Origin of the sequence: Halorussus rarus (assembly GCF_003369835.1) — an archaeon.
Taxonomy (GTDB): Archaea; Halobacteriota; Halobacteria; order Halobacteriales; family Haladaptataceae; genus Halorussus; species Halorussus rarus.
Map to the genome: position 1 here is coordinate 1524934 of NZ_QPMJ01000001.1, position 12599 is coordinate 1537532.

The 12599-nt window shown below is 69.0% G+C and carries 12 protein-coding genes; 4 read left to right on the forward strand and 8 right to left on the reverse strand.

Annotated features, from left to right (window positions below):
- Positions 1–42 precede the first annotated feature (42 nt).
- Positions 43–1743 carry an acyl-CoA synthetase gene (locus tag DVR07_RS07320; protein WP_115796079.1) on the forward strand — a complete coding sequence of 567 codons (1701 nt, stop codon included), beginning with the start codon at positions 43–45 and terminating at the stop codon, positions 1741–1743.
- 41 nt (positions 1744–1784) lie between these two features.
- Here DVR07_RS07320 and DVR07_RS07325 read toward each other — a convergent pair whose 3' ends face one another.
- Entirely contained in the window at positions 1785–2948 is a 1164-nt protein-coding gene (locus tag DVR07_RS07325) for an ABC transporter permease (protein WP_115796080.1), read from the reverse strand.
- Between the two features lie 231 nt (positions 2949–3179).
- Between DVR07_RS07325 and DVR07_RS07330 the strand changes: the two genes are divergently transcribed.
- Positions 3180–4160 (forward strand): ABC transporter permease, encoded by a 981-nt coding sequence (locus DVR07_RS07330; protein WP_115796081.1) that lies wholly within the window; start codon positions 3180–3182, stop codon positions 4158–4160.
- 33 nt (positions 4161–4193) lie between these two features.
- Here DVR07_RS07330 and DVR07_RS07335 read toward each other — a convergent pair whose 3' ends face one another.
- The 3 genes from DVR07_RS07335 to DVR07_RS07345 form a co-directional block, all read right to left on the reverse strand.
- Positions 4194–4631 carry a hypothetical protein gene (locus tag DVR07_RS07335; RefSeq protein ID WP_240147450.1) on the reverse strand — a complete coding sequence of 146 codons (438 nt, stop codon included), beginning with the start codon at positions 4629–4631 and terminating at the stop codon, positions 4194–4196.
- Positions 4628–7009 carry a penicillin acylase family protein gene (locus tag DVR07_RS07340; RefSeq protein ID WP_115796082.1) on the reverse strand — a complete coding sequence of 794 codons (2382 nt, stop codon included), beginning with the start codon at positions 7007–7009 and terminating at the stop codon, positions 4628–4630. Before DVR07_RS07340 ends, DVR07_RS07335 begins: the two co-directional genes overlap by 4 nt.
- A gap of 111 nt (positions 7010–7120) precedes the next feature.
- A complete protein-coding gene (locus tag DVR07_RS07345) occupies positions 7121–7849 on the reverse strand; it encodes a glycerophosphodiester phosphodiesterase (RefSeq protein WP_162829472.1) in 729 nt (242 codons plus the stop codon).
- An 87-nt stretch (positions 7850–7936) separates the two neighbouring features.
- Here DVR07_RS07345 and DVR07_RS21425 point away from each other — a divergent pair, with 87 nt between their 5' ends.
- Positions 7937–8518: a hypothetical protein gene (locus DVR07_RS21425; protein WP_162829473.1), complete on the forward strand. Its 582-nt coding sequence runs from the start codon at positions 7937–7939 to the stop codon at positions 8516–8518.
- 30 nt (positions 8519–8548) lie between these two features.
- Here the strand turns inward: DVR07_RS21425 and ndk are convergent, their stop codons facing one another.
- The 4 genes from ndk to rpl7ae are packed head-to-tail and all read right to left on the reverse strand — an operon-like array spanning position 8549 to position 9807.
- The gene (gene ndk / locus DVR07_RS07350) at positions 8549–9013 is read right to left on the reverse strand and encodes a nucleoside-diphosphate kinase (protein WP_115796084.1); all 465 of its coding nucleotides are present in this window, start codon (positions 9011–9013) and stop codon (positions 8549–8551) included.
- On the reverse strand, positions 9010–9201 hold the full coding sequence (locus DVR07_RS07355; RefSeq protein ID WP_115796085.1) for a 50S ribosomal protein L24e: 192 nt from the start codon (positions 9199–9201) through the stop codon (positions 9010–9012). Before DVR07_RS07355 ends, ndk begins: the two co-directional genes overlap by 4 nt.
- Positions 9202–9204: 3 nt before the next feature.
- On the reverse strand, positions 9205–9432 hold the full coding sequence (locus tag DVR07_RS07360; protein ID WP_115796086.1) for a 30S ribosomal protein S28e: 228 nt from the start codon (positions 9430–9432) through the stop codon (positions 9205–9207).
- 12 nt (positions 9433–9444) lie between these two features.
- A complete protein-coding gene (rpl7ae, locus tag DVR07_RS07365) occupies positions 9445–9807 on the reverse strand; it encodes a 50S ribosomal protein L7Ae (protein WP_115796087.1) in 363 nt (120 codons plus the stop codon).
- A gap of 301 nt (positions 9808–10108) precedes the next feature.
- Here rpl7ae and tmcA point away from each other — a divergent pair, with 301 nt between their 5' ends.
- Positions 10109–12544 (forward strand): tRNA(Met) cytidine acetyltransferase TmcA, encoded by a 2436-nt coding sequence (tmcA, locus tag DVR07_RS07370; RefSeq protein WP_115796088.1) that lies wholly within the window; start codon positions 10109–10111, stop codon positions 12542–12544.
- Positions 12545–12599: the final 55 nt, after the last annotated feature.

Sequence of the window (12599 nt, forward strand, 5' to 3'; positions counted from 1 at the left end):
CGACGGTAGCGTTATTCCGCTCCCTGGAGTAGGTGGCCTGTCATGCCAGAGGGCCACAACCTCGCCGACTACGACGAACTGCGCGAATCGTTCTCGTGGGACGACATCTACGCCGAGGCCGACTGGGACGCGCCCAACGAACTCAACGTCGGCCACGAGGTCTGCGACCGTCACGCGGAGGGCGGCGATGCAATCGCACTTCGACAGGTGAGCGAGGACGGCGACCTCACGGAGACGACGTTCCAGGAACTGGCCGACCTGTCCGGGCGGTTCGCCAACGCGCTCGAGGACCTGGGCGTCGACCGCGGGGACCGCGTGTTCTCGTACATGCCCCGCGTCCCGGAGCACTACGTGGCGCTGGTCGGAACGCTCAAGCGCGGCGCGGTGTTCGGCGGCGTCAACGAGCGGTTCGGTCCGGACGGCATCTCCTACCGCCTCGACGACTGCGACGCGTCGGTCGTCGTGACGACGAGCGACAACCGCGACACGGTCGACGACGCGCTCGACGACGCCCCGTCGGTCGAGCACGTGATTACGGTGGACCGGGGCGAGGCTGGGAGCGATGGGGAAGTGGCGTCCGACGACGTCCACTTCGCCGACGCGCTCGACGACGCGAGTCCGGAGTACGACGCGGTCCGAACCGGCGGGGAGGACGACGCGCTGCTCTATTACACCAGCGGGACGACCGGCCCGGCGAAGGGCGTGCTCCACAAGCAGCGGTGGGTCGCCGGCGTCGCGGCCACCCAGCGGTACGCGGTGGACCTCCAGCCCGGCGACCTCTACTGGTCGACCGCGGACCTCGGGTGGCTCACGGGGCCCATCAACACCCTCGGCGCGTGGTTCTGGGGCGCGTCGCTGTTCACCTACGAGGGCGAGTTCGACGCCGAGTCGTGGGCCGAACTGCTGGACGAGTACCCGATTTCGGTTCTATTCAGCGTCCCGACGGCGTACCGGATGCTCAGGGAGAACGACGACGTGCTGGCGGACGCGGACCTCGACCTCCGCCACGCGCTCTCCATCGGCGAGCCGCTCTCGGGCGGCGTGGTCGACTGGGGCGAGCAGACCCTCGGCGTCACCATCCACGACACCTACGGCCAGACCGAGACCGGGAACATGATCATCAACAACTACCCGACGATGGAGCTCCGACCGGGCAGCATGGGCAAGCCGCTGCCGGGCGTCGAGGCCGAGGTCGTGGACCCCGAGACCGGCGAGCCGATGGAACCGGGCGAGACGGGCGAGATCGCCCAGCGCGGCGACTACCCCTGCTTCTTCGCCGAGTACTGGGAAGAGCCCGAGAAGACCGCGGCGTGTTTCGTGGACGGACCCGAGGGTGAGTGGTACCTTTCGGGCGACCTGGCCAGGAAGGACGAGGACGGCTACTTCTGGTTCGAGGGCCGGGCCGACGACGTCATCATCTCGTCGGGCTACCGCATCGGCCCGTTCGAGGTCGAGAGCTCGCTCGGCGAACACTCGGCGGTCGCCGAGGCGGCGGTGGTCCCCAAGCCCGACCGCGAGCGCGGCAACATCGTGAAAGCCTACGTCGTCCCGAGCGAGGGCGCCGAGCCGTCCGACGACCTCGCGGAGGAGATCAGGACCCACGTCCGCGACGAGCTCTCGGCCCACGAGTACCCCCGCGAGATCGAGTTCGTCGACGACCTCCCCAAGACGGTCACGGGGAAGATCCGCCGGACGGAGTTGCAGGACGAGGCCGAACAGGAAGCTGACGTCGAGCGGGAGTAGCCGGCCGCGACCGACTACTCGCCGTCGGGTCGCACCTGTCCTCAGTCGTCGGGGTCGAGCGCGTCTTCCAGCGCGTCCCCGAACACGTTGAACGCGAGCACCGTCGCGGTGAGCAGCACCGCCGGCGGCGCGGTGACCCACCACGCCGGGGAGATGCCGAAGTCCTTGATACCCATGGCGATGGTCTGGCCCCACGAGAGGACCGCCGGGTCGCCTAACCCGAGGAACGACAGCGCGGCCTCGGTGAGGATCAGCATCGGCACCTGGAGGGTCGCGTTCGTGAGCACGGGCCCGGCGACGTTCGGCAGCAGGTGCCGGCGGGCGATGGTCCGCTCGCCCGCACCGATGGTCTTCGCGGCCCGCACGTACTGGGCCTCGCGGAGTTCGAGCGCCTCGTTGCGGACGAGTCGGGCGAGCCCGCCCCAGCTCACCAGCCCGAACACGACGACCATCAGGAACAGTCGGTGGTCGGTGACCCAGGGCCGGAGGACGAGGTAGATGAGGAACGCCGGGAGGGTCTGGAAGAGCTCCGCGATCCGCATCAGCACCGCATCGACGCGGCCGCCGGCGTACGCGGCAACGAATCCGACGGCGACGCCCGTCGGCACCAGCAGCGTCGCCGAGACCAGCGCGACCTGGAGCGTCGACCGCGCCCCGAGGATCGCGTACGGGACGACGCCTTTCCCGGTGGAGGTCGTCCCGAGCGGGTACTGCCAGGTGCCGTGACACCGGCCGTCCGCGACCCGACCCACGCACGACGTGACGTGGATGGTGTCGACCGAGAGCCAGACCGGGGGCTGGTAGGCGTGGAGGATGCTGAGCTTCGGCGGCGACACGACGAGCGGACCGAGCAGTCCGACGGCGAAGAACGCGAGCAGGTAACAGAGGCTCGCGACCCCGAGCCGGTTCGTCCGGAAGCGAGACCAGTAGCGCGCGGCGGTTCGGCGGTTCCGAGCTACCGGGATCGCGACGAAGGCGAGCAGCGCGATCAGCGACGCGCCGGTCAGCCAGTCGAGCCACGAGAACGTCGCGACCAGCGGCAGTCGACCCGGACCGAAGCGGTCCGCGAGGTAGGCGACCGCGAGCAGTCCGACCCCGACGACGAACGCTCGGACGTGCCAGCCGATTCGTCCGCCGTCGGGGTCCACGCGCTCCCAGTCGAGGGTCTCGAATCGCTCGTTCCGCGACGGGGGACCAGAGCTCATGTATCGAACTACTCCGAAAAGATTGTCGGATAAGTATAAATATTTATATTACATCATCGCCCATCTCGGTCCACCTAAGTCACCGATGCTCGTTCTGCCCTCCCGCCCGAAGGCCGACGGAGACTGGTCTCGGTCGTCGCGGACCGGAACCCCATCGTCCGGTCCCGACTACCCGAACGGAATCCAAATCGCTCCGCTCGCCGCCGTCGTTGCCGAACGGAGGTTCCAGGCGTGAGCCGGCGCTCGTTCGTGCTCCGGCGGCTCGCCGGGATGGTCGTCACCGTCTGGGTCGTCCTCACGATCGGGTTCGCGTTCGTCACGTCGGTCGCGGATCCCCAGCGGTACCGCGTCAGCAACGCGGCCGCGATGAGCGGCGGGAACGCGACGGAGGCGGTGAACGCCTACCTCGCGGCCACGAACCAGAACGTTCCCATCACGCGGCGGTACGTCGACTGGCTGTCGGGGCTCCTGCGGCTCGACCTCGGCTGGTCGTTCAGCTACGAGGCGCCGGTCTGGTCGGTGCTGGTCGACCACGTCGAGTTCACGCTCGCGTACTTCGTGCCGGCGCTCGCGTTCGCGGTGGTCGCGGGCACCGCGGTTCGGATGTACACGGTCGCGACCGAGAGCAGTAGTTTCGGCCGGCTGACGGACGGCCTCTCGTACATCGGCGTGAGCATTCCGATATTCCTGTTCGCGTACCTGCTGAAGTGGTGGGTGCTCCCGTACTACTTCGTGGCGACGGGCGACGAGATAACCTACTTCTCCTCGCGGAGCCCCCTCGCCCCGGCCAACCTCCAGGCGGCGGTCTACCCGGCCGCGGTGATGGGGCTGTACCTGTTCGGCATCCAGCTGCGCCACGCCGGGACCGAACTCGGCGAGTACGCGTCGGCCCAGTTCGTCAAGACCGCCCGCGGGAAGGGGGCCGGCGTCTGGCGGGTCGGTCGGCACATCGTGCGGAACACGGTCGTCTCGCTGCTGTCGCTGTTCTTCGTCGACCTGCTCGGGATGGTGCTGGTCGCGATCGTGGTCGTCGAGGCGGTCGCGGGCGTCCCGGGCCTCGGGACGCTGACGCTCGGGGCGATGCAGGGCGGCCACGACCTGCCGCTGATGCTCGGGGTCTCGCTCCTGCCGGTGGTGCTCGGGGTCGTCGCCAATTTCGCGCAGGACATCGGGTACGCCCTGCTCTATCCTCACGTCGACGTCGAGGAGTGAACGGGCGGAAGACGATGTGAGAGCGGAGTCCCTTCAGACGACGCCACGGGCCAGCGACCCGAGCGCCGACAGGCCCACCGGAATCCCGACGCTCAGGTAGAGCAGCCGACCCATCCCGAGGTAGGCCCCGAGTCCGCCGGCCGAGGCCACGAGGCCGGCGAAGACCGCCCAGGCGAGCAGTCCGAACCCGACCCCGGCCAGCAGGCCGCGCTTCAGGTCCCTCGAGGCGAGTCCGACCAGCGCCCCGCCCAGCAGGAAGCCGTACCAGTGGACCCACGCCGCCGCGAGGCCCGCGGCGGCACCGGCCGCAAGCGCGGCCCACCTGGCTCTGGTGTCGGTCCGTATCTCGGCCAGCGCTGTCCGCACCGCGCCGCGGTCTGCGCCGGACGGGTCGCCGTCGTCCTCGGTCGGTTCTCCGTCGCCGGTGGAGTCGTCGCGAGGGGGGACGGTCCCCTCCGAGACGTCGCTCATCGGTCGCCCTCCGGCTCGAAGGTGATGGCGGTGTCGCCGGCGAGGTCGCGGCTCATGGACTTGTACTTCCCGTCGGCCCAGAGCCGGAGCTGGTCGTCGTAGTGGTCGGAGAAGTACTCCCCGGAGTTGCCGCCCGGCAGGACGCAGACCGACTGTTCGCGCTCGGCCACGGGGCAGACCATCCGCCAGCTGCTGCCGACCGCCGACTCCTTGCGGTAGTTGTTCAGGGTGTAGGCCGACCCGTCGGTCGGGTACGCCGGGTAGTTGAGGAACGGCTGGCCGAACGGGTGGGTGATGGCCCCGGTGGTGTTGTAGTCGCCGTAGGTCGCGCCGTCTTCGACCTCGTCGAGGGCTGTCCGGAGCGCCCTGGCCATCGCGGCCTCGCGGCCCGCGTCGCCGAACCACCGGCTGTCGTCGGGCAGCGTCGCCAGCACCCAGTCGTTCGGGTAGTACGACTCGTCGAGCCCTGCGGCCTCGAACTCCTCGCCGAACGTCTCTCGGCGGAACTGCTCGAACCACTTCACGAAGACCAGCGCGGCCCGCGAGTCGCGGGTCATCCGGGCATCCCAGTCCCTGAACAGGTCGGCGGCGTCGGCGAGACCCCGGCCCTCGGCCGCGGCGGCCAATTCCTCGCGCAACTGCTCGGCGCGGGCCGATTTGGCGTCGCGCTGGACGCGCCGCATGAACTGCGGATCCATGGGGTTGTCCGACGTCGCTCGCTCGTCGAGCATCTCGTAGAGCCGCTGACCCCGGTAGGGCGTGCTGTAGCGCTCGCCGATGTAATGTTGGGGGTCGTCGGCGATGCGCTGGTTCGCGGTACCGAGGTAGTCGGGGTTGATAACGTGGGGCTTCTCCTCGAACGGGACGAACCCCTCCCACGAGGAGACGCCGAAGGGCTCGAAGCCCCGCCACTCACCCTCGCCCGCCGACCCGTCGAACACCCGGGTGCCCGAGACCTCCTCGCCGCCCACTGTTCGAATCGGAATCTTCCCCGTCACGTAGTAGAGGGTGTTGCCGTCCCGGTCGGCGTACACCACGTTCTGGGTCGGCAGATCCATCTTCCGGGTCGCCGCGAGGAAGTCGTCCATCCCCCTGCTCTTGCTGTAGAGGTGAATCGCTCGCGAGGTGCGAGTCGCCGTGAGTCCGGTCCACGAGACGCCCACCCGCTGGCCCTCGCGTTCGAGCGCCGGGCCGTGGACCGTCTTCCGGACCGTGACCGTTCTGTCGTCGCCGTCGCTGACCCGGATGGTATGCTCCTCGGTGTCGAACTCGCGCCACTCGCCCTCGTACCGGTAGCGGTCGCCCGCATCGTCGGTATCGTAGCGGTAGAAGTCGATGACGTCGGCCCCGGCGTTGGTGAACCCCCAGGCGCCCGCGTGGTTCTCGCCGATGACGACGAACGGGACGCCCGGGAAGGTGACCCCGCGGACGCTCACGTCGTCGGTCCGGAGGTTCATCTCGTACCAGACCGGCGGCGCCATCAGCGAGAGGTGGGGGTCGTTGGCGACGATGGGATTTCCGCTCGCGGTCTGGTTCCCCGAGACGACCCAGCTGTTCGACCCCACGCCCGGCGGGCGCTCGAACTCGCCGACCCAGTCGAGCAGGGCGCCGCCATCGAAGTCGCTCGACGGCGTGACGGTCCGCCGTGAACCGGCGCTGGTACCGGTGGTGGCGGACTCGCTCTCGCTCCTGATGATCGGCGAATCGTGGTCCATCCGGGAGGGGTAGAGCTGGTCCGCAGCGTCGGCGCCGAGCTTCCGGGCGATCCGCTCCCGACGGAGCGTCCAGAAGCTCCCGGTCAGCCCCCACGAGATCTGCTGCTCCATCAGCATCGTGTCGGCGGGGGTCCACGGGTCGGGCTCGTAGTCGAGCAGGCCGAACTCCAGCGGGAGCGCCTCCCGCTTCCGACAGGCGTTGACGCCGTCCGAGAACGCCTCGACCGCCGCCCCGGTCGGAGTGTCGTCGAGCAGTTCGAGGTTCGCGGCCGCGCCGCCCGCGAAGTCCATCTTGACGTGGAACTCGTCGGAGTCGAGCGCGCGCTCGCCGACGACTTCCGAGAGCTGCCCGCGCATCACCCGGCGCTGGAGGTCCATCTGGAACAGTCGGTCGGCGGCCTGAGCGTACCCGACCGCGAAGTAGAGGGCGCGCTCGCCGTCGGCCTCGGCGTGTGCCGTCCCGTAGTCGTCGTATCGCACCTCGGCCGCCCCGTACGGGCTCTCGACCCGCCGGTCCGTCCGGTCGGTCGCGTCCCGCCACGCCGACCCGGAGTAGGGCGCGAACCGGTCGAGATACCCCCGGACCGGCGAGAGCGACCCGCCGACCGCGCCGCCGCCGACGATGGCCGCAACGAGGGCGCGCCGCGTCGTATCGAGGTCCATGCTCGCAGGTGTCGCGGTCCTCACATAAAACGACCGTTCCACGCGGTGTGGGTTGTTCCGCGTTGTTTCCGAACGGCGTCCCCCGGTACCGTCGCGGCGGGTGGGCCGCGGTCAACTCGTTCGAGCGTCCGTCACTTCGGTCGACTCGGACTCGTCGCGGTCGTTCCGGTCGCGCCGGGCCGACCGGCCCAGCGGCCGGGTCGCGATGAGACCGTCCACACCCCGGCGTTCGAGCGCCCAGGCGAGCGGCCTGGTCGCGACGGGCCAGGCGTGGACCGCCATCCCGACTTCGTGGGCGCTCTCGACGAGGTCGGTGAGGAAGCACAGCGACCAGTGAGGGTTGGCGTACTCGACGCCGATGGCCTCCGCGGTGAGGAAGTTGGCGTCCGGCCGCACGCCGAAGTTGAACGCCAGGGGGATCGACTCGTCGAGCATCCGGGTGCGCCAGAGCGGGTCGGGGTGGAGCGACGAGATCACGACCTCGTTCTCGACTCCGTCCAGCAGGGCGAGCAGGTCGGCGACGACGCCGGACCCCTTGATCTCGAGGTTGAGGTCCACCTCCGGCGGAATCACCTCCAGCACCTCGGTAAGGAGTGGGATACCCCAGTCGGAGTCCGCCACCCGGAGGTCGGCGAGTTCCGTCGCCGACAGGTCGGTCACGTCGCCGCGGCCGTCGGTGATCAGTTCCACGTTGTCCCAGTGGCACGCGACGAGTTCGCCGGAGCCACACCGACGCACGTCTAGCTCGACAGCGTCGGCGACCTTCGCGGCCTCGCGCGCGGCCCGGACGGTGTTCTCCGGGTACTCGTCGCCGAACCCTCGGTGGGCGATGACCTGCACGCGCGGCAGTTTGTAGTACGGAAAGAAGGGAGTAGTGGCTAACGTATCCGAAAGACTCACAGGTTTAGAATATGTCCTACCTTTTCGATGACTAAGACATTGTCTGAGAAAGAGGATGAGACAGAGAGCGACACCACTCCTTCTGAGAATGCTTATGACAAGGAACTCCTCATCACGGAGTATACGCAGGCTGGGGAAGAATTCCGGTATCGAGATAGACTCTTACATAATTCGTACTATCTCCTGATTATTGCCTCAGTTGCTATTGTGGGAGTTATCATGAGGGAATTCCGCAGTGGTAATCTCCTGACTACGGGGCTATCTGTGATGATTGGAGGACTCGGGCTTTCGCTAATTGGAACAATAATATTAAATCATTTTATTCAACGACGTTCAGCTGAGTCTCTTCGAACTCGAACTGAACAATATGCAGAAGGAATTCATGACGAGCCAGTCCAACGGCCATTAGGCATCCAATACTGGGTAATTGGGAATAACTCAATAATATCTGGGAAACAGCTTCAAAAGTCTTCAACGTTCTGGGAGGAGTTGAAGAAGTGCCCTCAAGAAGTCTATTCAGCAAAAACCGTTTCCAACGTCACTTTCTGGGGTGGTCTTCTACTATTTGTCGTAGGTGGAGTAACTGTACTAACCGCTATATATGGGTAAGAACGAATCGAAGAAGGGACGCCTACGGCGCTACTCGTACAGCCACTGCTCGTCGACGCGCTCGTAGTCGACCAGTTCGTCCTCGTCGAAGAACAGGTCGATCTCGCGCTCGTTCGCGCCGGGGTCCTCGTGGTCCGAGCCGTGGATGACGTTGCGACCGAGGTCCAGGCCGTAGTCGCCCCGGATGGTGCCTGGGGCGGACTCGGCCGGGTCGGTCTCGCCCATCATCTTGCGGACCTGCCGGGTCGCGTCCTGGCCCTCCCACACCATGGCGAAGACGGGGCCGGACGTGATGAAGTCGACCAGGCCCTCGAAGAACGGCTTGCCCTCGTGCTCGCCGTAGTGCTCCTCGGCGAGGTCCCGGTCGATCTGCGTGAACTTGCCGGCGACCATCTTCAGGCCGCGCTCCTCGAGCCGGGAGACGATCTCGCCGATGAGACCGCGCTGGACGCCGTCGGGCTTGACCATCACGAAGGTGCGCTCGGACTCGCTCATTGCTCGTCCTCCTCGGCGCCGCCTTCCTCGGTCCACTCGAGGTCGCGGGGTTCGCGGCCGAGGTCGGCGTTCTTCTCGCACTTCGCCGAGCAGAAGTGGACGGTGCTCCCGTCGGTGCGGACGAACATCGTCCCGGTGCCGGGCTCGATGTCGTCCCCGCAGAAGTCACACTCTCGGGTCTGGGGCATTGGTTACTGACCTCCGATGGAGTCGGCCTCGCGGGCGGTCTCGCGCAGCTGCAGCACGTCGCCCTCGCGGACGGGGCCGAGGCAGTTCCGCGTGATGATGCGGCCCTGGTTCTCGCCCTCGCGGATGCGGCACTTGACCTGCATGGCCTCGCCGTGCATCCCCGTCTTGCCGACGATCTCGATCACTTCGGCGGGCGTGGAGCCCTCTTCTTCGGTTTCCTCTGCGCTCATGACTCAACCACCTCAGCGGAGTTCCTCGACCTTGTCGGCGATGTCGTCGACGTCGTCTTGCGCTTCGCCGGCGTCGGTGACCGCGGCGGCGGCGCTGCCGACTTCGAGGCCGGCGGCGTGGCCGATGTCGTCCTGGGTCTCGACGAAGACGAAGGGGATGCCCTTCTCGTCTGCCAGCTCGGGGAGGTGCATCACGATCTCCTCGGGCTGGACGTCCTCGGCGATGTAGACGAGGTCGGCGTTGCCGCGCTCGACGGCCTTGGTCGTCTCGTTGGTTCCTTTCTTGACGGTTCCGGTGTCTCGGGCGACCTCAAGCGCCTCGACGGCGCGGTCCTGAAGGTCGGCTGGGACGTCGAAGTTTACGTATACTGGCATAGGTTGTTCACCTCCCTGCGCGTCGGCTCAGGCTCCCCTGCCGGGCGATTCCTGTGCGGCTAGGAGCATCATCAACCGCGCGCAGGTCGTACCCTTGCGTAGTTCGTCCCCCCTTAAAAGCGCTTTCAAATGCGCCGACGGCGTGCGAAACGAACGCAAGGGAGAGCGCGTCACTCGCGGCCGGGCGCGGTCTGCCGGTCGCTCCGTGGGCTCGGTTCCCGGGCAACCGTTCTGCCCTGCCTCCTCTCCGCCACTCCCTGCGAAGGAAAGCCCCTTGTCCGCCTCGCTCGAACCCCCGACCATGACTCTCGCCGAGGTCGCCGCCGCGCTCCGGGAGGAGGCCCGCGCGACCGACGAGCGCCGACTGCTCGTCCTGACCGGCGACCGCGACGCCTGTTACGAGGCGGCCGACCGCGCGCTCGACGCGGCCGAGGTCGACCGCGGCGCGACCACGCTGGTCGGCACCGGGAGCCTCGGGTGCGAGCGCGTCGGCCCGCTTCGGGCCGACCGCCTGCTCGGGACGACCCGCGACTGCGTCGTCTTCGACGCCCACGCCGACTTCCGGCCGAACGCGGTCGGCCGGACCGTCGGGGCGGTCGACGGCGGCGGGCTGTTCGTGCTGCTGGCGCCGCCGCTCGACGAGTGGCCCGACCGTCGGTCCGACTTCGACCGGACGCTCGCGGTGCCGCCCGCCGGCGTCGACGACGTGACCGGGCGCTTCCGGCAGCGATTTGTGGAGACCCTGCGCGCCCACCGCGGGGTCGCGATCTTCGACGCCGATACGGGTCGCGTGGAGCAGGACGGGCTGACCCACCCGGCCCCTCGGCTCGGGACCGCCGGCGATCTGCCGGAACCGCCGGCCGACCGCGTGTTCCCGGTCGCGGCCTACGAGGCCTGTCTCACGGCCGACCAGATGGCGGTCGTCCGGGAACTGGAGGCGCTCCGTGCCGAAGGGAAGGCGACGGAAAACGGCGCGGACGCCGACCCGGACTCGACCGCCGTGGTCGTCGAGGCCGACCGCGGCAGGGGCAAGTCCAGCGCGGCGGGCATCGCGGCCGGCGCGCTCGCCGCCGAGGGCGCCGACGTGCTGGTGACGGCCCCGGAGTACCGGAGCGCTCGCGAGGTGTTCGTCCGGGCCGCGGCGCTGCTGGAGGCGCTCGGCCGCGACGTCGAGACCGACCGCGACCCGCCGCGGGAGGTTCGCGTTCCGGACACCGAGGGAGACGGCGACGGAGGCCGGGTCCGATTCGAGTCCCCCACGGACGCCGCGGACCTGCTCGGCGACTCCGACGCCGGCCTCCGTACCTCGGAGTCGACCCCCCAGTCGGACGCGCCCGACGCGGTCATCGTCGACGAGGCCGCCGCGCTGTCGGTCCGGCTGCTCGAGCGCTTCCTGGCCGCGCCCCGGGTCGCGTTCGCGACGACCGTCCACGGCTACGAGGGCGCCGGTCGGGGATTCTCGGTCCGGTTCCGTGACCGGCTCGACGCGAGCGACCGCGCGGTTGTCGAGGCCCGGCTCGACGACCCCATCCGGTACGCCGGGGGCGACCCGGTGGAGGCGTGGGCGTTCCGCGCGCTCCTGCTTGACGCCCGGCCGGCGGTCGACGAGGTGGTCCGGGACGCGACGCCCGAGTCGGTCGCGTACCGCGACCTCGCGCCCGACGACCTGCTGGCCGACGAGATGTTGCTCCGGGAGGCGTTCGGCCTGCTGGTGCTCGCACACTACCGGACCGAACCCGACGACCTCGCGCGGCTCCTCGACGCGCCGAACCTGACCGCGCGGGCGCTGGTCCGGGAGGACGCTGCGACCGGCCGCGACCGCGTCGTCGCGGTCGCGCTGCTGGCCCGCGAGGGCGACCTCCCCGCGGACGTGCGCGAACACATGTACGAGGGCGGCCGCGTCCGGGGCAACATGCTGCCGGACGTGCTGACCTCCCAGCTCAGGGACGAGGACGCCGGAATCCCCGCCGGGATGCGGGTCGTGCGCATCGCCACCCACCACGCCGTGCGCTCGCGGGGACTCGGCTCCCGACTGCTCGCGGAGATCCGCGAGGAGTTCGAAGACGACCTCGACTGGCTCGGGGTCGGCTACGGCGCGACGCCCGACCTCCTCCGGTTCTGGCGCGCGAACGGCTACCGGACCGTCCAGCTCTCGACCACGCGCAACGACACCAGCGGCGAGTACTCGGCGCTGATGCTCGACCCCCTGAGCCCGTCGGGAAGAGACCTCCGCGACCGCCACGAGCGGTGGTTCGCGTCCCGCGTCGCGTCGATGCTGGCTGACCCCCTGCGCGACGCCGACCCGGACGTGGTGCGGGCGCTCCTGCGGTCGGTGGACGCTCCCGTCGCGCTCGACCTCTCGGACTGGGACTGGCGGACCGTCGCGGCGAGCGCCTACGGACCGGGGCTGTACGACGCCGCGCCCCGGCCGTTCCGACGAATCGCGCTCGAGTACTTCGTCGACCCGCACGACGGGACCGACTCGCCGTCCGGGGAGGAGCCGGCGGACCCAGAGAAGAGCGTGGCGCGAGCGGAGGAGCCGCCGCTGTCGGCCCGCGAGGAGCGCCTGCTGGTCCGGAAGGTGCTGCAGGGCCACCCGTGGCCGCGGGTCGCCGACGAACTCGGCTTCCACTCGGCGGGCCAGTGCATGCGGGCGCTGGGCGACGCCTACGAACCGCTCGTCGACCGGTACGGAACGGAGGCCGCGATGGCCGAGAAGCGGCGGTACGAGGACTGAGAGGGTTCGGTCGGGAAACCGGCAGCGTGGCCGAGAACGGGGAACGGTCCGTCGA